General features: G+C 71.1%; 16 protein-coding genes and 1 tRNA gene. 9 read left to right on the forward strand and 8 right to left on the reverse strand.

The genetic code is table 11. From position 1 onward, the window contains the following. Positions 1-7 precede the first annotated feature (7 nt). A complete protein-coding gene (locus ACODT5_RS33290) occupies positions 8-406 on the forward strand; it encodes a hypothetical protein (protein WP_422522815.1) in 399 nt (132 codons plus the stop codon). A gap of 407 nt (positions 407-813) precedes the next feature. On the opposite strand, the gene ACODT5_RS33295 is transcribed toward ACODT5_RS33290, so the two are convergent. Further along, on the reverse strand, positions 814-2,199 hold the full coding sequence (locus tag ACODT5_RS33295; protein ID WP_422525117.1) for a cystathionine beta-synthase: 1,386 nt from the start codon (positions 2,197-2,199) through the stop codon (positions 814-816). Positions 2,200-2,355: 156 nt separating this feature from the next. Between ACODT5_RS33295 and ACODT5_RS33300 the strand changes: the two genes are divergently transcribed. The 3 genes from ACODT5_RS33300 to ACODT5_RS33310 all read left to right on the forward strand — a co-directional run bounded on the left by ACODT5_RS33300 (position 2,356) and on the right by ACODT5_RS33310 (position 5,976). Then, complete coding sequence (locus tag ACODT5_RS33300; RefSeq protein WP_422522816.1) at positions 2,356-3,447, forward strand: SGNH/GDSL hydrolase family protein; 1,092 nt, start codon at positions 2,356-2,358, stop codon at positions 3,445-3,447. A 67-nt stretch (positions 3,448-3,514) separates the two neighbouring features. After that, positions 3,515-4,735 (forward strand): acetyl-CoA C-acetyltransferase, encoded by a 1,221-nt coding sequence (locus ACODT5_RS33305; RefSeq protein ID WP_422522817.1) that lies wholly within the window; start codon positions 3,515-3,517, stop codon positions 4,733-4,735. Between the two features lie 416 nt (positions 4,736-5,151). Continuing rightward, a complete protein-coding gene (locus ACODT5_RS33310) occupies positions 5,152-5,976 on the forward strand; it encodes a hypothetical protein (protein WP_422525118.1) in 825 nt (274 codons plus the stop codon). Between the two features lie 19 nt (positions 5,977-5,995). On the opposite strand, the gene ACODT5_RS33315 is transcribed toward ACODT5_RS33310, so the two are convergent. Further along, entirely contained in the window at positions 5,996-6,409 is a 414-nt protein-coding gene (locus ACODT5_RS33315) for a hypothetical protein (RefSeq protein ID WP_422522818.1), read from the reverse strand. 106 nt (positions 6,410-6,515) lie between these two features. On the opposite strand from ACODT5_RS33315, the gene ACODT5_RS33320 reads away from it, so the two are divergent. Continuing rightward, complete coding sequence (locus tag ACODT5_RS33320) at positions 6,516-6,746, forward strand: DUF4287 domain-containing protein (RefSeq protein ID WP_266908167.1); 231 nt, start codon at positions 6,516-6,518, stop codon at positions 6,744-6,746. A 147-nt stretch (positions 6,747-6,893) separates the two neighbouring features. Here the strand turns inward: ACODT5_RS33320 and ACODT5_RS33325 are convergent, their stop codons facing one another. Continuing rightward, positions 6,894-7,751: a Bax inhibitor-1/YccA family protein gene (locus tag ACODT5_RS33325; RefSeq protein WP_422522819.1), complete on the reverse strand. Its 858-nt coding sequence runs from the start codon at positions 7,749-7,751 to the stop codon at positions 6,894-6,896. A gap of 201 nt (positions 7,752-7,952) precedes the next feature. Continuing rightward, positions 7,953-8,034: transfer RNA gene (locus ACODT5_RS33330), tRNA-Leu, on the reverse strand. Between the two features lie 579 nt (positions 8,035-8,613). Here ACODT5_RS33330 and ACODT5_RS33335 point away from each other — a divergent pair. Both ACODT5_RS33335 and ACODT5_RS33340 read left to right on the forward strand, forming a co-directional pair. Beyond that, on the forward strand, positions 8,614-9,378 hold the full coding sequence (locus tag ACODT5_RS33335) for an ABC transporter ATP-binding protein (RefSeq protein WP_389439952.1): 765 nt from the start codon (positions 8,614-8,616) through the stop codon (positions 9,376-9,378). Positions 9,379-9,432: 54 nt separating this feature from the next. Continuing rightward, on the forward strand, positions 9,433-11,985 hold the full coding sequence (locus ACODT5_RS33340) for an ABC transporter permease (protein WP_422522820.1): 2,553 nt from the start codon (positions 9,433-9,435) through the stop codon (positions 11,983-11,985). 87 nt (positions 11,986-12,072) lie between these two features. Here ACODT5_RS33340 and ACODT5_RS33345 read toward each other — a convergent pair whose 3' ends face one another. After that, positions 12,073-13,413: a class I SAM-dependent methyltransferase gene (locus ACODT5_RS33345; protein ID WP_422522821.1), complete on the reverse strand. Its 1,341-nt coding sequence runs from the start codon at positions 13,411-13,413 to the stop codon at positions 12,073-12,075. Between the two features lie 199 nt (positions 13,414-13,612). Continuing rightward, positions 13,613-15,001 (reverse strand): NAD(P)/FAD-dependent oxidoreductase, encoded by a 1,389-nt coding sequence (locus ACODT5_RS33350; RefSeq protein WP_422522822.1) that lies wholly within the window; start codon positions 14,999-15,001, stop codon positions 13,613-13,615. Positions 15,002-15,464: 463 nt separating this feature from the next. On the opposite strand from ACODT5_RS33350, the gene ACODT5_RS33355 reads away from it, so the two are divergent. Together ACODT5_RS33355 and ACODT5_RS33360 are read left to right on the forward strand one after the other, a co-directional pair. After that, entirely contained in the window at positions 15,465-16,601 is a 1,137-nt protein-coding gene (locus ACODT5_RS33355; RefSeq protein ID WP_422522823.1) for a DNA polymerase III subunit beta family protein, read from the forward strand. A gap of 63 nt (positions 16,602-16,664) precedes the next feature. Continuing rightward, complete coding sequence (locus tag ACODT5_RS33360) at positions 16,665-17,558, forward strand: IS982 family transposase (RefSeq protein WP_422520560.1); 894 nt, start codon at positions 16,665-16,667, stop codon at positions 17,556-17,558. Positions 17,559-17,648: 90 nt separating this feature from the next. Here ACODT5_RS33360 and ACODT5_RS33365 read toward each other — a convergent pair whose 3' ends face one another. Continuing rightward, positions 17,649-18,590: a Ppx/GppA phosphatase family protein gene (locus tag ACODT5_RS33365; RefSeq protein ID WP_422522824.1), complete on the reverse strand. Its 942-nt coding sequence runs from the start codon at positions 18,588-18,590 to the stop codon at positions 17,649-17,651. Further along, positions 18,587-19,147: a DUF501 domain-containing protein gene (locus ACODT5_RS33370; RefSeq protein WP_422522825.1), complete on the reverse strand. Its 561-nt coding sequence runs from the start codon at positions 19,145-19,147 to the stop codon at positions 18,587-18,589. The genes ACODT5_RS33365 and ACODT5_RS33370 overlap by 4 nt, the downstream gene beginning before the upstream one ends. Positions 19,148-19,180: the final 33 nt, after the last annotated feature.

Genomic DNA, 19,180 nt, shown 5'->3' on the forward strand with positions numbered 1-19,180 from the left:
TGGGGGGATGGAGTCCCAAGAGCTCAAGAAGGAACTCTCCGCCACGCTCGACGCCCGGCGGGAGCTGGGGGCGGAGTACGAGGCCGCGCTGGTGGACTCGTTCGTGGAGAAGGTCGACACGCAGGTCCGCCGGCGCCTCGCGGAGGAGCGGCTGTCCGCGGCCCGCGGCACCCATCCCGGCGCCGCGCAGTCCGCGGACGGGAACTTCGGCGAGCGCTTCGGCTTCGCGATCATCACCCTCGTGCTGGCGATCCCGCTCTCCGCGATCGGCGCCGCCCAGGCCGGCCTCAGCGGTCTGGTCGTGGCCTGGGTCGGCATCCTGGGCGTCAACTACGTCCACGCGGCGAAGTTCCGCCGGGGCCACCGGGGCGAGCGGGACGAACGCCGCCCCGACCCCCTGGACTGACGGCCGGACAGAAAGACACGAAGGCAAGCGGGTCCGCGTCGCCCGCGGGCCCGCACACACGAATATGCGCGGGGACCGCCGCACCCCGGTTTCCCGGGGGCGGGACGACGGCGGTCCCCGCGCAGGACACGGGCCGGGTCAGGGCCGTCCGCGCGTCCGTGGCGTCCAACGCGGTCCGGGAGCCGCTCCGGAGGTGCGCCGACGCCGTTCGTGTTGCCGGCCGGGGCCCGGTTTCCCGGGCTTCCCTGCCGACAACCACCACTGTGCCGGAGCCGTGTTAAGCCGGTGCTGCCGTCACGTGTCGGGCCCGTACCGTTTGCGCGTCGCCCGCACGCGGCTCCGCACCCGCCCCCACGGACGACCTCGTACGGGGCCCGTACGAGGCTCCGTACGAGGCCCCGTAGGCGCTACTTGGCGCCCTTGGCCAGGAACGCCAGCAGGTCCTGACGGCTCACCACACCGGTCGGCTTGCCCTCGACCAGCACGATCGCCGCGTCGGCCTCGCCGAGCACCGCCATCAGCTCGGAGACCGGCTCGCCCGAGCCGACCTGCGGCAGCGGCGCGCTCATGTGCTTCTCCAGCGGGTCGCCCAGCGAGGCGCCGCCCGCGAAGAGTGCCGCCAGCAGCTCCTTCTCGACGACGGAGCCGATGACCTCGGCGGCCATCACGTCGGGGTGACCGGCGCCCGGCTTGACGATCGGCATCTGCGAGACGCCGTACTCGCGCAGCACCTCGATGGCCTCGCCGACGGTCTCCTCGGGGTGCATGTGGACCAGCGAGGGAATGCCGCCCGACTTGTCCGCGAGCACGTCACGGATGCGGGCCGAGGGGCCCGCGTCCTCCAGGAAGCCGTGTCCGGCCATCCACTCGTCGTTGAAGATCTTGCTGATGTAGCCGCGCCCGCTGTCCGGGAGCAGGACGACGACCACGTCGTCCGGACCGAGGCCCTCGGCCGCCTTCAGCGCGGCGACGACCGCCATGCCGCAGGAGCCTCCGACGAGCAGGCCCTCCTCCTTCGCGAGGCGGCGGGTCATCTGGAAGGAGTCCTTGTCGGACACCGCGATGATCTCGTCGGTCACGGTGGGGTCGTAGGCGGTCGGCCAGAAGTCCTCGCCGACGCCCTCGACGAGGTACGGGCGGCCGGAGCCGCCGGAGTAGACCGAGCCCTCGGGGTCCGCGCCGATGATCTTCACGCGGCCGTCGGAGGCCTCCTTCAGGTACCGGCCGGTGCCCGAGATCGTGCCGCCCGTGCCGACGCCGGCGACGAAGTGGGTGATCTTCCCGGCCGTCTGCTCCCAGAGCTCGGGACCGGTGGTCTCGTAGTGCGAGCGCGAGTTGTTCGCGTTGCTGTACTGGTCGGGCTTCCAGGCGCCTGGGGTCTCGCGCACGAGGCGGTCGGACACGTTGTAGTACGAGTCCGGGTGCTCGGGGTCGACGGCGGTCGGGCAGACCACGACCTCGGCGCCGTACGCGCGCATGACGTTGATCTTGTCCGTCGAGACCTTGTCAGGGCAGACGAAGATGCACTTGTAGCCCTTCTGCTGGGCCACGATGGCGAGTCCTACACCCGTGTTGCCGCTCGTGGGCTCCACGATGGTGCCGCCGGGCTTGAGTGCTCCGCTCTGTTCGGCGGCCTCGATCATCCGCACGGCGATCCGGTCCTTCACGGATCCGCCGGGGTTGAAGTACTCGACCTTGGCCAGGACGGTGGCCTGGAGGCCTTCGGTCACACGGTTGAGCTTCACCAGCGGGGTGTTGCCGACGAGGCTGATCATCGAGTCGTGGAATTGCACCATGTTCTCCAAGGAGGGGACTCCACGGGTTCTCCGGGAGGCACCGCCAGACTATGCGGAAAGGGATTGGCCGACCGGCAGTACGGGGCAGGTAGGTCAGCAGGACGACCAGGGACGGCGGGAACAGGACAGGGATCCGGCCGCGGAACCGAGGAGGTGGCTCGAAGGGTGTCCAGGGCGAGGACTGCCCGCCGCATCGCGGCGGGAGCGGCGTACGGCGGTGGCGGGCTCGGGCTCGTCGGGGCCGCCGCGGTGGGGCTGGTGGTGGCGGAGATGCAGTTCGCGAAGCGGACGGTCGGCACCGGGCTCCCCGATCCGCCGCGCGCGGACGGACTGTACGGGAGCGAGTTCGGCGGCCCGGAGCTGAGCCCGGGCCCGCTGCGGTTCGGCGTGCTGGGCGATTCCACGGCCGCCGGGCTGGGGGTGCGGCGGGCCAGACAGACACCCGGCGCCCTGCTGGCCTCGGGGCTGGCGGCCGTGGCCGAGCGGCCGGTCGAGCTGCGCAACGTGGCGCTCTCGGGTGCCATGTCGGACGACCTGGACCGCCAGACGGGCCTGCTGCTGGACGGCGACGGCCCGGCCCCCGACGTGTGCGTGATCATGATCGGCGCCAACGACGTGACCCGCCGGATGCCGCCCACCCAGTCGGTGCGGCTGCTGACCGCGGCCGTACGCAGGCTGCGGCTCGCGGGCTCCGAGGTGGTGGTCGGGACCTGTCCGGACCTCGGCACCATCGAGCCGGTGTACCAGCCGCTGCGGTGGCTGGCCCGCCGGGTCTCGCGCCAGCTGGCCGCCGCCCAGACGATCGGGGTGCTCGCGCTGGGCGCCCGTACCGTCTCGATCGGCGACCTGATGGGGACGGAGTTCGCGGCGAACCCCCGCGAGATGTTCGGACCGGACTCCTACCACCCGTCGGCGGAGGGGTACGCGACCGCCGCGATGGCCATACTGCCGACCCTGTGCGCGGCCCTGGGCGTCTGGCCCGAGTCGGACCGGCTGGACGTCTCGCGCAACGAGGACATGCTCCCGGTGGCCAAGGCCGCCTCCGCGGCGGCGGGCCAGGCCGGCACGGAGGTGACCGGTGCGCGCGGCCCGTGGGCCCTGCTCAAGTACCGGCGCAGGCGCCGGGTGCCGGGCGAGGACCTGACGGAGCAGACTGGAGAAGCCGCACCGGCCGGCGCGACCGGCGCGACGGGCGCCGCCGCACCGGCGTCCAGAGCGACCGGAGTCACATCGCAAGGGCAGTGACCTCGACGGTACGGGGCGGTAACTTCGCATGCGGTCCCGGTACGACACCACCTCCCTTGGAGCCCCGATGCCCGAAGCCGTCATCGTTTCCACCGCCCGTTCGCCGATCGGTCGCGCCTTCAAGGGATCCCTCAAGGACGTCCGCCCGGACGACCTGACCGCCACGGTCATCCAGGCCGCCCTCGCCAAGGTCCCGGGGCTGGACCCGCGCGAGATCGACGACCTGATGCTGGGCTGCGGCCTCCCGGGCGGCGAGCAGGGCCACAACCTCGGCCGGATCGTCGCGGTGCAGATGGGCATGGACCACCTGCCCGCCACCACGATCACCCGCTACTGCGCCTCCTCGCTCCAGACCTCCCGGATGGCGCTGCACGCCATCAAGGCGGGCGAGGGCGACGTCTTCATCTCCGCGGGCGTCGAGATGGTCTCCCGGTCCGTGAACGGCTCCTCCGACGGCATCCCGGGCACCCACAACCCGCTCTTCGCCGACTCCGAGGCCCGCACCAAGGAGGTCGCCGAGTCCACCGACTCCTCCTGGCACGACCCGCGCGAGGACGGCCGCACCCCCGACGCGTACATCGGGATGGGGCAGACCGCGGAGAACCTGGCCCGCCTCAAGGGCGTGACCCGCGCCGACATGGACGAGTTCGGCGTGCGCTCGCAGAACCTGGCCGAGGAAGCCATCAAGAACGGCTTCTGGGCCCGCGAGATCACCCCGGTCACCACCCCGGACGGCACGGTCGTCTCGCAGGACGACGGCCCGCGCGCCGGGGTCACCCTGGAGGCCGTCCAGGGCCTCAAGCCCGTCTTCCGCCCCGACGGCCTGATCACGGCCGGCAACTGCTGCCCGCTGAACGACGGCGCCGCGGCCCTGGTCGTCATGAGCGACACCAAGGCGCGCGAGCTGGGCCTGACCCCGCTGGCCCGGATCGTCTCCACCGGCGTCACCGGCCTGTCCCCCGAGATCATGGGCCTGGGCCCGGTCGAGGCCTCCAAGCAGGCGCTGAAGCGGGCGGGCCTGACCGTCGGCGACATCGACCTGTTCGAGATCAACGAGGCCTTCGCGGCCCAGGTGATCCCCTCCTACCGGGACCTGGAGATCCCGCTGGAGAAGCTGAACGTCAACGGCGGGGCCATCGCCATCGGTCACCCGTTCGGGATGACCGGCGCGCGCATCACCGGCACGCTGATCAACAGCCTGCAGTTCCACGACAAGCAGTTCGGCCTCGAAACGATGTGCGTCGGCGGCGGCCAGGGCATGGCCATGGTCATCGAGCGGCTGAGCTGAGCCGCAGCGGCGGGTAGGGGTCGTCCTGAGGAACGAAGGACGGCACCTGCACGCCGCGGAGGCGAAGCTCAGCGCGACCACCGGATCGAGCGCCTCAGCTAGGTCCGGAGCGAGCGGGGCCGTCGGGATCAAGAGCCGAGGCCAGACGCCGTAAGGGATCTGCTTGATCCCGTACGTCGTACTGACATCAAATCTAATCCTGTCGCGGCCATTCTGTGACCAAATGTCCCCCAGGATGTGACCTTAGTCCTGGGGGATCCTTGTTTTCGCAGGTCAGGCCTGGTTCGGGTGGGGCGCTCGGGACGAAAGGCCTGTCCAATTCATGACGTAATGCACTGCAAGCCATTCCCAGGACAGGACAAGCTGATGTAGGAAGTCGGGGGATCGAATCAATCAGGAGTTAGTCAGTGAGCGCCATGTCTCTTGCCCTACTGCTGACCACGGCCGCTGCCACGGCCGTCGGCGCTGCTGCGCTGCACGCCGTCCACGGCCTGCGCAAGCAGGTCACCGCACTGCGCGGTGAGCTGACGGTGACGCATCCCCGTGGTGCCACCGTCCCGCACGCCCGCAGCGCCGTGGAGTCCCCCGCCGCCGAGATACGAGCCGCCGTCGCCGAGGCCCTCGCCGAGGAGCGCGAGCGCGAGCTCGCCGAGGCGCGCGCCTTCTGGGCCGCTCAGGAGGCGCGTGACGCCGCCGACGCCCCCTCGCTGCTGGGCGGCCTGTCCGCCCTCGGTGAGGAGAGCCCCGTCTTCGAGAGCCCCGTCTTCCTGCCCCGGCAGGCGGACATGGTCGGCCTGGAGCCGCTCCTGGGCGACGACGCCGAGGACTACCAGACCTACCCGGAGGACTCGGCCGAGCTGGCCGCCGCCCGCCGGCGCCACCCCTCGCACCCGGACTTCGTCCCCGTGCAGGCCTCGCACCCCGGCGCCGACCACGAGCGCACGGTCAACCGCCTGGAGGAGCTCGCGGAGGCCCGTACGGCCCTCGCGGACGTCCGCCCCGGCCCGCTGGGCACCCTGGACGTGTACGTCTTCACCGACGGCACCACGCTCTGCATGACCCCGGGCCACCGGGAGACCGCCGAGCGGCTCGCCGACGCCCTGCGCTCGGGCAGCGCACCGGTCCTGCTGGGCGGCTCGGGCATCTCCGGCGCCTACGCCCTGACCTTCTCCTGCGGCGACTCCGAGGACCCGGACAGCAACGTCTACATCCTCGCCGACCGCGTCATCGCCTCGCTCTGAGGCACGGCAGCGCCCCGAGTCACCGCAGCGCCCCGGCTTCCGCCTGATCCACCAGCCGAACGGCCTCGTCCAGCATCTCGGACGGGGCCTTCGCCGTGTCCGGGCCCGGGCCGGTCACGGGGTCCGCCGGGGAGCCCGCCACGGGGCCCGCCGCAGCGGCCTGCAGGGCCTCGGCGAGGTCCAGCCCGGCCACGGCCAGCTGGTCACCGACGACGAAGATCCCGGCGTCGGGCATCGTCCGCGCCGGAGCCGCCCCCGTACCGTCCCCGGCGCCCGCGGAGGCCGCCTCCAGCCGCTGCGCCCGCAGCGAGAGCTCCCGGGCCAGGTCCAGGGCCGCCCCGGCGGCGCCCTGCTGGAGGCGGCTCTGCGGAGCCGCCCGCAGCCGGTCGGCGAAACGTTCCACGGCGGCGGTCAAGGGTGAGGTATCGAGCACCCGGCCGACCTTACGCGCCGCCGCGGCGCCATTGCCAACGGGCGAACTCTCCGGCACGGTGGCGTGAAGAGAACAGCACAGCACGGCGATACCCCCGGAGGCGCCCATGTCCGTTGAGTTCTCCGAACAGACACACCGCAACATGATCGACAGAATCCCCCAGACCACCGGTCGTGAACTCTCCGACTGGCTCAGGGCCGTGGACGACGGCCCCTCCCTCGTCCGGTTCGAAGAGAAGGTCAGCTGGCTGCTCGGCGCGCACGAGCTGTCGTACGGCCAGGCCAAGGCGATCATCCACGAGCACGACCTGCGCAGGGCCGCCCGCAAGTTCGGCTGAGCCGGCCCCTGCCCCCGTCCGCAGCCCCCGACGTCCGATCACCCGATCCGCTGACCCCCGACATGCGGGAAGGCCCCGCGAGCGTGTGCTCGCGGGGCCTTCCTCGGCTCAATGGGTGCGTACCCGATGAGTACGGGCCGTGGGGTACTAGTCGCCCTTGAGGATGGAGATCAGGCGCAGCATCTCCATGTAGATCCACACCAGGGTCATGGTGAGGCCGAAGGCCGCCAGCCAGGACTCCTCGCGGGGGGCGCCGTAGGCCACGCCGTCCTCGACCATCTTGAAGTCCATGGCGAGGAAGGCGGCACCGAGCAGGATGCCGATGACACCGAAGAGGATGCCGAGGCCGCCGCTGCGGAAGCCGAGGCCGTCGCCGCCCGAGAAGACGGAGAACAGGAGGTTGACGACCATCAGGAGCATGAAGCCCATGGCGGCGGCCATCACGAAGCCGACGAAGCGCCGGTTCACCCTGATCCAGCGCATCTTGTAGGCGATCAGCACGCCGGCGAAGACGCACATCGTGCCCATGACGGCCTGGACGACCGTACCGGGACCGACGTAGGTGCTGACGGCCGAGCTGATGACGCCGAGGAAGACACCCTCGAACGCCGCGTACGCCAGGATCAGCGCCGGGACGGGCTTGGCCTTGAACGACTGGATCATCGCGAAGACGAACGCGATGAGCGCGGCGCCGATGGCGATGCCGTACGACTTGTTGATGTTGGCCGGGTCGACCGGAAGAACGATCCAGGAGATCGCCGCCGTCAGGATGACCGTACCGAGCGTCATGGCCGTACGGCTCACGACGTCGTCGATGGTCATCGCGTCGCCGCGGACCGGCGCCTGCGGCATACCCGTGGCCGGGTCGGTCGCGTAGGGGTTGGTCGCGTACGGGTTGGTGGCGGTCCCGGCCTGGGCCTGGGGCTGCTGCGTGCCGAAGCCCGCGTTAGCACCGTTGTCGCGGCTGAACCCCCGTCGCGAGAAGACCGGGTTGCTGCTCCTCATCTCACTCCTCCATGGCCACCGTGCGCGGCCGTTGGAATCAAGAGTAATGCGAACGCAAAGGAATCGCCCTACTGCTGGAGGAGGATCTTTCCCCGCCGGGACGGGCCCGCCGAGCGGGACGGGCGGGGGTACGCGTGGTGCCCCCGCCCTCCGCGTGCTCCGGGTGCTCCGGCCTGAAACGGAACACCCTCGACATCATCGTGCCCGAAGCCGGACTTGAACCGGCACGACCCGAGGGTCAGCGAGGTTTAAGCTCGCCGTGTCTGCATTCCACCATCCGGGCAGGGCGTAGCGGCCCCGTAGGAAAAGCCTTGAACGCTGCGCCGAGCCTATCCGGAACGCTTACGCCCCCACCTGGGCGTCTCGCCGATGTTGTCTGATTTTATTGGCGATTGATGCCTCGTCAGGGGACAGAAGCCACGGTCGGCACGTTCCGGGCGTCGATCTTGGCCGCCACGGGATTGACGGGATTTCGATGGCCCGCGCCACCCCGCACGCCACCCCGTGCGCCACCCCCTCGGCCCGGCTCCGTTTCCGCTCCCGTCCGGCTTCCGGTTCCCCCTCCGCCCGGGCCTCCGTCACGGCCTTCGCCACGGCCTCGGCCGGCCTCCGCCCAGCCTTCGCCCGGCCTTCGCCGGCCGCCCCCCGGTGCCGCCCGACCGGCCCCCTCCCCGCCCGCGGGCCGGACGGCTGTCATACCAAAGGAGGAGGCGCGGCCCTCCGCGGTCAGTCTCCGGTGGCCCGGAGAAGGGGCATCACGGCTGATCCGGAGCGGGGGTGGGCGCCGCGACGATGGAGGGGTCCCGCCAACCGCGGACCGTGAGCCCGGTCCGCCCCCCGAGGAGTCGCCCCCGTGACCACCATGAACTACGCCCCGCACACCGCCCAGGCCGTCGCCGCGCGCGCCTCCGGCCTCTCCAAGGTGTACGGCCAGGGCGAGACCCAGGTGGTCGCTCTGGACAACGTCTCCGTGGACTTCGCGCAGGGCCAGTTCACCGCGATCATGGGCCCCTCCGGCTCCGGCAAGTCCACGCTGATGCACTGCGTCGCCGGCCTGGACACCTTCTCCGCCGGATCCGTCCGCATCGGCGAGACCGAGCTGTCCACCCTGAAGGACAAGCAGCTCACGCAGCTGCGCCGGGACAAGATCGGCTTCATCTTCCAGGCCTTCAACCTGCTGCCGACCCTGACGGCCCTGGAGAACATCACGCTCCCCATGGACATCGCCGGCCGCAAGCCCGACAAGCAGTGGCTGGACTCGGTGATCAACATGGTCGGCCTCTCCGACCGCCTGTCCCACCGCCCCACCCAGCTCTCCGGCGGCCAGCAGCAGCGCGTGGCCGTGGCCCGCGCCCTGGCCTCCCGCCCCGAGATCATCTTCGGTGACGAGCCCACCGGAAACCTCGACTCGCGCTCCGGCGCCGAGGTCCTCGGCTTCCTGCGCAACTCCGTGCGCGAGCTCGGCCAGACCGTCGTGATGGTCACCCACGACCCGGTCGCCGCCTCCTACGCGGACCGCGTCATCTTCCTCGCCGACGGCCGCATCGTCGACGAGATGATCCAGCCCACCGCGGACGGCGTGCTCGACCGCATGAAGGCCTTCGACGCCAAGGGCCGCACCAGCTGAGGGACGCCCCTCACCCCCGTCCCCGCTGACCCCTTAGACCTGGACTCCTCCACCATGTTCCGTACCGCCCTGCGCAACGTGCTCGCGCACAAGGCCCGGCTGCTGATGACGGTGCTCGCCGTCGTCCTCGGCGTCGCCTTCGTCTCCGGCACGCTCGTCTTCACCGACACCGTCGGCAAGGCGATGTCGAACCAGTCCGCCAAGAGCTTCGACGGCGTGGCCGTCTCGGTCACCTCCTACGGCCCCGGCCGGAGCGAAGACGGCACCAAGGAGGGCGAGCCCGGGATCAGCCAGAAGTCCCTCGACAAGGTCAAGGCGCTCGGCGGCGTCGACGCCGTCTCCGGCCGCGTCCACGGCTTCGCCGCCGTGGGCGACCAGGACGGCAAGCTGATCGGCAACGGCTGGTCCAACACCGGCGCCAACTTCGTCCCCCTCAAGGACGGCAAGGACCCCCGCTACGCCTTCGCCGAGGGCGACGGCCCGGCCAGGGCCGGCGAGATCGCCCTCGACAAGGAGACGGCCAAGCGCGGCAAGTACGCGGTGGGCGACAAGGTCCGGGTGGCCGACAACGGCCCGGCCAAGGAGTACACGCTCACCGGCGTCTTCACCACCGAGGACGGCGCGGTCAACGCGGGCGGCTCGCTCGTCCTGTTCGACACCCCGACCGCCCAGCAGCTCTACCTGGAGCCCGGCTACTACGACGAGCTCGCGGTCAGCGCCAAGGCCGGCGCCTCCGCCGACCAGCTGCTCACCGAGATCAAGCCGATCGTCGGCAAGGACGCCAAGGCCCAGACCGGCGCGCAGCTCGCCGCCGAGCAGGCCAAGGACATCGAAGCCGGCATGGGCAGCATGAACCAGATGCTGCTGACCTTCGCGCTGATCTCGCTCTTCGTCGGAATCTTCCTGATCTACAACACCTTCACCATGCTGGTCGCCCAGCGCACGAAGGAGCTGGCCCTGCTGCGCGCCGTCGGCGCCAACCGCGGCCAGGTCAAGCGCTCGGTCCTGGCCGAGGCCCTGGTCGTCGGCGTGATCTCCTCCGCCATCGGCCTGATCGCCGGCGTCGGGCTCGCCGTCGGGATGCGCTCCGCGATGAACGCCTTCGACGTCAAGATCCCGGCCGGTCCGCTGGTCGTCGCCCCGGCCACCATCGCCGCGGCGATCGGCATCGGCATCGTCGTGACGATGCTCGCCGCCTGGCTGCCCGCCCGCCGTACCGCCAAGATCTCCCCGGTCGCCGCCATGGGCAGCGCCCACCTCCCGGCCTCCGCCAAGTCCCTGGTGCTGCGCAACAGCATCGGCGGCGCCGTCACCCTGCTCGGTCTGCTCGGCATCCTCGGCGGGGCGATGACCGGCAAGGAGGGCAAGATGCTCATCGGCGCCGGCGCCTTCCTCACCATGATCGGCATCATCATCCTGCTCCCGGCCCTCTCCCGGCCGGTCATCGCGGCGGTCCGCCCGCTGCTGGAGAAGGCCTTCGGCGTCGCCGGCAAGCTGGCCGCGCAGAACGCGGTCCGCAACCCGCGCCGCACCGCCGTCACCGCCGCCTCGCTGGCCATCGGCCTGACCCTGGTGACCGCCCTGTCCGTCCTCGGCATCACGATGGGCAAGGCCATCGACCGGATGACCACGGACAACCTCAAGGCCGACTACACGGTCTCCATGGGCGAGAGCTTCGGCAGCCTGGACGCCTCCGTGATCCCGGCCCTGGAGAAGGCCCCGGGCGTCAAGGCGGTCTCCCCGCAGCAGGCCGGAGACTTCCGGGTCGGCGACGGCGACTCCTACCGCTCCGTCTCCGGGGTCAACCCGGCGACCATCGGCCAGCTCCTCAACTTCGACGTGGTCAGCGGGCAGCTGACCAGCCTCGCCAAGGGCGAGGTGGCGGTCGCCGAGAAGACCGCGAAGTCCGAGGGCTTGTCGGTCGGCTCCACCCTGAAGGTCACCTTCACGGACAACAAGAAGGCGGACCTGAAGGTCGGCGCGGTCTACAAGGACATGGAGGGCATGCTCTCCCCCTACGTGATCGACTCCGGCATCCTCGACAAGCACAGCGAGAAGCCGCACCTGCGCGAGGTCCTCGTCAAGATGGACGGCGGCCCCTCCGAGAAGGGCGAGAAGGCCCTCGTCGACGCCCTCGGCAAGAACCCGGCGATCACCTTCGCCACCCAGCAGGACATCCGCAACGAGATGGGCGGCATGATCAACACCGCCCTGAACATCATGTACGGCCTGCTCGCCATGGCGCTGATCATCTCGGTCCTCGGCGTCGTCAACACCCTGGCGATGTCGGTGTACGAGCGGACGCAGGAGATCGGCATGCTGCGGGCCATCGGCCTGGACCGCGGCCGGGTCAAGAACATGATCCGGCTGGAGGCCATCGTGATCTCGCTCTTCGGCGCGGTCATCGGCGTGGTCCTCGGCACCTTCATCGCCTGGGCCGTCGGCGAGACCATCAAGGGCTCGATCCCGAACTACGCCCTGGTGATCCCCTTCGACCGGATCGCGATCTTCATGCTGCTGGCCGGCGTCGTCGGCGCCCTGGCGGCCATGTGGCCCGCCCGCAGCGCGGCCCGGCTGAACATGCTGACCGCCATCAAGACGGAGTAGCCGTACGGCGCCGCGCGCCGACCGCACCCAGACCGAGGGCCCTGCGAACTCCGCGGGGCCCTCGGCCGTTCCCGTGGCGGCGCGGGGCTACTGCGGCCACTCCCGGGCGCGCAGCGGCATCCCGGAGGCCGAGCGGGTCCCGGTGCGCACGGCGAGCACCTGGTTGACCCCGAGCCGGTTGTGCTCGAAGGCGAGCGCCGAGGCGGCCATGTACAGCTGCCAGACCCGGGCCCGCCCGGGCGAGGTCAGCCGTACCGCCTCCTCCCAGTGGTCCTCCAGCCGGGCCACCCAGGCCCGCAGGGTGAGCGCGTAGTGCTCGCGCAGCGCCTCCACGTCGCGGACCTCGAAGCCGGCCCGTTCCAGCTCGCCGACGGTGGTGCCCAGCGGGGACAGCTCGCCGTCGGGGAAGACGTAGGCGTCTATGAACGCGTTGATCCGGTAGGCCTCCTCGTCGGGCTCGGGGCGCCGCGCGATCTGGTGGTTCAGCAGCCTCCCGCCCGGCCGCAGCAGTCCGTACAGGCTCCGGGCGTACGTGCGGTAGCGGTCGGCTCCGACGTGTTCGGCCATCCCGATGGAGGAAATGGCGTCGTACGGGCCGTCCTTGACGTCCCGGTAGTCCTGGACCCGGATCTCCACGAGGTCGGCCAGCCCCTCCTCCGCGACCCGCTTGCGGGCGTAGGCGGCCTGTTCGCTCGAGAGCGTGATCCCGGTGACCTTGGCCCCGTACTCCCGGGCCGCGTGCAGGGCCATCGAGCCCCAGCCGCAGCCGACGTCGAGGAGCCGGTCCCCGGGGCCCAGGGCGAGCTTGCGGCAGACCAGGTCCAGCTTGTCCCGCTGGGCGTCCTCCAGGCTCCCGCCGGGGGTCCAGTAGGCGCAGGAGTACACCATCGACGGGCCGAGGACCCGCTCGTAGAAGGTGTTGCCCACGTCGTAGTGGTGGCTGATGGCCCGCCGGTCGCTGACCCTGCTGTGCCGGGGGCCGCCGCGGCGGTCGGCCTCCTCGGGCGGCGGCGCCGGCTTGGTCCACGGCCGCGCCAGGCCCACGAGGCCCCGTACGGCGGCCCGGGCGCGGGGATCGCGCAGCAGGGCGGCGGGCCCGGAGGCCGTGTCCTTGGCGGCGGTGGCGGCGCCGGCGGCCGGGTCGGGACCGGGCTCGCGGTCCCGCTCCCAGAGCAGCCGGCCGACCCGGTCCAGCACCTCGAACAGGTCCCCGTCCGCGGTGATGTCCCCGGCCACCCAGGCGCGGGCCAGACCGAGTTCGCCCGGCTTCCACAGGACCCGGCGCAGGGCGCGCCGGTTGTTCAGGACCAGGACGGGTCCACCGAGCGGGCCGGCCTCGCTGCCGTCCCAGGCCCGGATCCGGACGGGGAGAGGGGCTCCCAGCAGGGTTTCGGCTGAAGCGGCGAGCCGCGGCGCGGCATCGTTCATGCAGGACCCTCCAACAAGCGCTCCGATAAGTTCCGACCGCACGGCATACCCGGATCCGGTCCCGAATATGCCGAAGGGGCCGCCCGCACCACGGATGGCGGGCGGCCCCTTCGGGGACACGCTGGGTCGTACCGGTCCTGCTGGTGCTGCCTGTACCGCTGGTCCTGCCGGTCCTACGGGTCCTACGGGTCCTGCCGGGTCAGGAGGCCTTGGCCTTCTCGGCCGGGGCCGCGGCGACGGCGGCCGGAGCCGGCGCCGGCTTGGCGGCCTCGTAGAACTCCTCGCGGGGGGTCTCCAGGGCGCCGAGGGAGACGACCTCGCGCTTGAGGAACATGCCGAGGGTCCAGTCGGCGAAGACGCGGATCTTGCGGTTCCAGGTCGGCATGGCCATGCCGTGGTAGCCACGGTGCATGTACCAGGCGAGACGGCCCTTGAGCTTGATCTTCATCTTGCCCATGACGATCATCGCCACGCCCTTGTGGAGGCCGAGGCCCGCCACCGCACCCTTGTTGGAGTGCGAGTACTCGGCCTGCGGGAAGCCCCGCATGCCCGAGATGACGTTGTCGCCGAGGACCTTGGCCTGGCGCAGCGCGTGCTGGGCGTTCGGCGGGCACCAGGCGTTCTCCACGCCGGCCTTGCGGGCGGCGAGGTCGGGCACCTGGGCGTTGTCGCCGGCGGTCCAGATGTAGTCCGTGCCCTTGACCTGGAGGGTCGGCTCGGCGTCCACGTGGCCGCGGGGGCCCAGCGGCAGGCCGTAGCGGGCCAGCACCGGGTTGGGCTTGACGCCGGCGGTCCACACGAGGGTGTTGGAGTCGACCTCGAGGCCGTTCTTCAGCACCACGTGGCCGTCCACGCAGGAGTCCATGGAGGTGTTCAGGTAGATCTCGATGCCGCGCGACTCGAGGTGCTCCTTGCCCCAGGTGCCGAGCTTGGGCCCGACCTCGGGAAGGATCTTGTCGGCCGCGTCGACCAGGATGAAGCGCATATCCTCGCGCTTGATGCTGGAGTAGTACTTCGCGGCGTCGCGGGCCATGTCCTCGACCTCGCCGATCGTCTCGGCGCCGGCGAAGCCGCCGCCGACGAAGACGAAGGTGAGGGCCTTGCGGCGGACGTCCTCGTCCGTCGTGGACTCGGCCTTGTCGAGCTGCTCGAGTACGTGGTTGCGCAGGCCGATGCCCTCTTCCACGCCCTTCATGCCGATGCCCTGTTCGGCGAGGCCGGGGATCGGGAAGGTGCGGGAGACGGCGCCGAGCGCGATCACCAGGTAGTCGAAGGGCAGCTCGTACGCCTCGCCGACCAGCGGCGTGACGACGGCGACCTTGCGGTCCTGGTCGATGTTCGTGACCCGGCCGGTGAGGACCTCAGCCTTCGGAAGCACGCGTCGCAGCGGTACGACGACGTGCCGAGGCGAGATGCTGCCTGCGGCCACTTCAGGGAGGAAGGGCTGGTAGGTCATGTACGAGCGCGGGTCGACGACCGTGACGGTCGCCTCGCCGTAACGCATCTTCTTCATGATGCGCTTGGCTGCGTACAGGCCTACGTACCCACCTCCTACAACGAGGATCCTGGGACGCTCCGTGGTGCTCATGGAACGAGTATCCAGCACCCCAAGGGGTGACGCTCGTGAGCCCCTTCACAAGGACCTGTGGACCCTCTGCTACACTCCGCGGCCCACGTGACCGAGGTCATGGCGCGAAATGGGAACCAGGGTGTAGCGGGAGTCGTTGAACACCAGTCCCGACCTGGGCTCCAGGCCCTCAAGCGGAGTAGACCACAGCCTTCGTGGATACCTACCGCCAGAGCCTCGCGGCGTCCGCCAATCGCACGAACGCGAGCGAAAAGAAGGCCCGAGGTGCTCGGGACTCGCCCAAAAGGCTCCTCCAGAGCCCTCACAGGCACCTTTTCCTTGTGAAGAACTTCACGAAGTTCATGTGGACGACGGGACCTAAGACCCCCGAACGGCCCTCCGGGACCGTCGTTGACCCCTGCCGACCCCGCCGTTTGACCCTCGACCTGGTCGAGGGACCAGTGTTCGGGACGTGGAGAACGAGATGCGCAGTATCGGCGAGACGGCCCGCGACAGCGGCCTGAGCGTGAGTGCCCTGCGGTTCTACGACGGGGCCGGCGTACTGGTGCCCGTCGTGGTCGACCCGGCGAGCGGGTACCGCTGGTACGGGCCCGAGCAGGTCGAGGAGGCCCGGCTGCTGGCCCGGCTCCGGCGGGCGGGGATGCCGGTGGCGGACATCCGGCTGGTACTGGCCGGCTGGGCCGGCGCGGACACCGATCTGGTGCGCGGCCTGCTCCGGGCGCACCTGCTCCGGCTCGAACGGGGCCTGTCCGATGCCCGCGGCGAGTTCTCCGCGATCCGCGCGCTACTCGAACGCAGGGAGAACCCCATGATCAGCTCCATCGGCACGCCCAACGGCGCGTCCGCGAGCACGCCCCGTGCGGCCGCCGCCGCTGCCCCGATCGCCCGGCTCACCGTGTCCGGGCCCGAGCTGGCCGCCGCGCTGGACTCGGTCCGGTTCGCCGTCTCCGCCGACCCCGAGCTGCCGGTGCTCGGCGGCATCCTGTTCGACATCGAGGACGGGGCGCTGCGCGTGGTGGCCACCGACCGGTACCGCCTGGCCGTCGCCCGCGCCGGGGCCGCCGGACACACCGGGCCCCGCCTGCAGCTCCTCGTACCCGCCCCGCTCGCCGACGCGATGCGGGCGCTGCTGAGCGACGACGCCCCCGTCCTGCTCACCGTGGACGGCGACCGCGTGGCCCTGGAGACCGGGTCGGCGGACCGCGAGGCGGCCGGCCGCTGCCTGGGCCACGAGTTCCCCGACTACCGCCGCCTGGTCAGCCTGCCCGCGGGGCGCCGGGTCGACGTCGACGTACGGGCCTTCCGTGAGGCCCTGGAAAACGGCCCGGTCCGCCCGGCCGAGCGCGAGCAGGACGGCGCGACCGGTGACGTCAGCGTGCTCAAGGTGACCGACGGGGGCGCGGTGTCCCTCGGCGACGACGGTGACGACGACCCGGCCGCCGTCGGCCTGAACCGCGCGTTCCTGCTGGACGCCATCACCGCCGGCGCCCGGGACCGGCTGATCCTGGAACTCGGCGCCCCGAAGGCCCCCGTGGTGATCCGCCGCCCCGACGACGAGGAGTCGTTCTCCCTCCTGATGCCGGTCCGGCTGGACGGCTAGACGAGTCATTCCGAATGCTGACGGTGTGTTCGGGAACGCAGACAGGGCGTCCAAGATCGTTGTGTGACGAACAACCTAGACGCCCTGCTGACCGCACTGTACGTGAAGATCGACGACGAGATCGGAGGCACCCGATGGCTGGGCCGGCCTCCACGGTTGACGGACTCCGAGCTCGTCTGCCTCGCCGTCGCGCAGGCACTGCTGGGCTTCACCTCGGAGTCGCGGTGGCTGCGGTTCGTGGACTCCCGCCTGGGTGCGATGTTCCCGTACGTGCCCAGGCAACCGGGCTGGAACAAGCGGCTGCGGGCTGCGTTGCCGCTGGTCAAGAAGGCGATACGGCTGCTGGCCGCCGATACGGACTTCTGGTTCGACAACCACTGGATCGTCGACTCCACCCCGGTGGAATGCGGCCGCTCGCGTCCAACCGTGAAACGGTCGGACATGGCCGGCTGGGCTGGATACGGGTACTGCGCCAGCCACAGCCGGTTCTTCTGGGGCCTGCGCCTGTTCCTGGTCTGCACCCCGACCGGCATGCCGATCCTGTGGGCCCTGGCGAACCCGAAGATCGATGAACGCGAGGTACTGACGGCGATGCTGGACCGCGAACCGGAAGCGGTCACCGACCGGCCGGGGCTGCTGATGATCTCCGACAAGGGCTTCGCCTCCAAGGAGTTCGAGTCCGATCTGGCACTGCGGGGAGCCGAGTTGCTGCGGCCGTCGTTCAAGCGGGAGAAGAAGCGCAAGGGCGAGGGTCTGCTGAAGTCGGTGCGGCAGCTGATCGAGTCGGTCAACGACACCCTCAAGGGCCAGCTCGACCTGGAACAACACGGCGGGCGAACCTTCGAGGGTGTCGCCGTCCGCGTCGCCCAGCGCATCCTCGCGATGGCCGCCGCGATCTGGCACAACCACAAGACCGACCAGCCGATCACGCGCTCACTCATCGCCTACGACCACTGATCACATCGGAATGACTCGTCTAGGCCCGGGCGGCACGGTGCCCCCGGCGGGATCCGCCGGGGGCACTGTGGTCTGCGTTCGAGGCGGTCGTCAGGCGATGGACCAGGCGATTCCGTCGAGGATGTCGTGCTCCGAGACCAGGACCTCCGCGGCGCCGATCCGCTCCATGATCGCCAGCAGGACCAGGGCGCCCGCGCCGATCACGTCGACCCGGCCCGGGTGCATCACCGGGATGGCCGCGCGCTCGGCGTGCGTCAGCGTCAGCATCCGCCCGCTGATCTCGCGGACCGTCTCGTACGGGATCCGGGAGTGGTGGATCCGCGCCGAGTCGTACGCCTCCAGGCCCAGCGCGATCGCGGCGACCGTGGTCACCGAGCCGGCCAGGCCCACCAGGGTGCGCGCCTCGGCCAGCGGGACGCTCTCGGCGGCCAGGTCCAGCGCCGCCTCGATGTCGGCCCGTATCGCGGCCACCTGCTCCCCGGTCGGCGGATCGGTGACGACCCCGTCCACCGTCAGGTGGCGCTCGGTCATCCGGACACAGCCCACGTCGACGGAACGGGCCGCCCGGACGTGCTCGGTGCCGACCACGAACTCCGTGGAGCCGCCGCCGATGTCCACCACCAGGAAGGGCCGCTCCAGGTCGGTGTGGCCGGTCAGCTCGCCGGTGGCGCCGGTGAAGGAGAACTCGGCCTCCTGGTCACCGCTGATCACCTCGGGCTCGACGCCCAGGATGTCCAGGACGCCGCGGACGAACTCGTCGCGGTTCTCCGCGTCCCGGGAGGCCGAGGTCGCCACGAAGCGCACCCGCTCGGCGCCGAGCTCCTTGATGACCGCCGCGTACTCGCGGCAGGCCGCGAAGGTGCGCTCCAGCGCCTCCGGGGCCAGCCGGCCCGTCTTGTCGACGCCCTGGCCGAGCCGGACGACGATCATCCGGCGGTCCAGCTCGATCAGCTCGCCGGTGGCGCGGTCGAGGTCCGCGACGAGGAGCCGGATGGAGTTCGTACCGCAGTCGACGGCCGCGACGCGGGTCACGCGCCGGCCTCCTCTGCCGCGTTCTCGTCGGCCTTCTTCTCGCCGCACGGGGTGACGCAGGCGCCCTTGGCCCACCACTCGGGCAGCATCGCCAGGGCCTCGTCGCCGAACGGGTTCACGCCCGGGCCCGCGGCCAGGGAGTGGCCGACCAGCACGTGCAGGCACTTCACCCGGTCCGGCATGCCGCCGGCGCTCGGGAAGCCCTGGAGCACCTCGATGGCGTCGCGGCGGGTGATGTAGTCCTCGTGCGCGGCCCGGTAGGCGTCGGCCAGCTCCGGGTCCACGGCGAGGCGGGCCTGCATCTCCTTCATCACGCCGTTGGCCTCCAGCGTGCCGATCGCACCGGCGGCCCGCGGGCAGGTCAGGTAGTACAGCGTCGGGAAGGGGGTGCCGTCGGGGAGCCGCGGCGCGGTCTCCACCACGTCCGGCTGCCCGCAGGGGCAGCGGTGCGCGATGGCGCGCAGCCCGCGCGGGGGGCGGCCGAGCTGCTGTTCGAACGCCTCGATGTCGGCGGCGGTCGGCTCGGTCCGGTCGGTCTGGGGCGGGGGCGTCTGCATGCCTGGAGGAAGTCTTTTCGTTCTCGTGGATGG

It is taken from the genome of Streptomyces tatrensis, assembly GCF_049310065.1.
In the GTDB taxonomy this organism is placed as follows: Bacteria; Actinomycetota; Actinomycetes; order Streptomycetales; family Streptomycetaceae; genus Streptomyces.

Coding starts and splice junctions, on each gene's coding strand:
- ACODT5_RS33290 (WP_422522815.1), top strand. CDS start 8: ATGGAGTCCCAAGAGCTCAAGAAGGAACTCTCCGCCACGCTCGACGCC.
- ACODT5_RS33305 (WP_422522817.1), top strand. CDS start 3,515: ATGCCCGAAGCCGTCATCGTTTCCACCGCCCGTTCGCCGATCGGTCGC.
- ACODT5_RS33310 (WP_422525118.1), top strand. CDS start 5,152: ATGTCTCTTGCCCTACTGCTGACCACGGCCGCTGCCACGGCCGTCGGC.
- ACODT5_RS33320 (WP_266908167.1), top strand. CDS start 6,516: ATGTCCGTTGAGTTCTCCGAACAGACACACCGCAACATGATCGACAGA.
- ACODT5_RS33325 (WP_422522819.1), bottom strand. CDS start 7,751: ATGAGGAGCAGCAACCCGGTCTTCTCGCGACGGGGGTTCAGCCGCGAC.
- ACODT5_RS33335 (WP_389439952.1), top strand. CDS start 8,614: ATGAACTACGCCCCGCACACCGCCCAGGCCGTCGCCGCGCGCGCCTCC.
- ACODT5_RS33340 (WP_422522820.1), top strand. CDS start 9,433: ATGTTCCGTACCGCCCTGCGCAACGTGCTCGCGCACAAGGCCCGGCTG.
- ACODT5_RS33345 (WP_422522821.1), bottom strand. CDS start 13,413: ATGAACGATGCCGCGCCGCGGCTCGCCGCTTCAGCCGAAACCCTGCTG.
- ACODT5_RS33350 (WP_422522822.1), bottom strand. CDS start 15,001: ATGAGCACCACGGAGCGTCCCAGGATCCTCGTTGTAGGAGGTGGGTAC.
- ACODT5_RS33355 (WP_422522823.1), top strand. CDS start 15,465: ATGCGCAGTATCGGCGAGACGGCCCGCGACAGCGGCCTGAGCGTGAGT.
- ACODT5_RS33370 (WP_422522825.1), bottom strand. CDS start 19,147: ATGCAGACGCCCCCGCCCCAGACCGACCGGACCGAGCCGACCGCCGCC.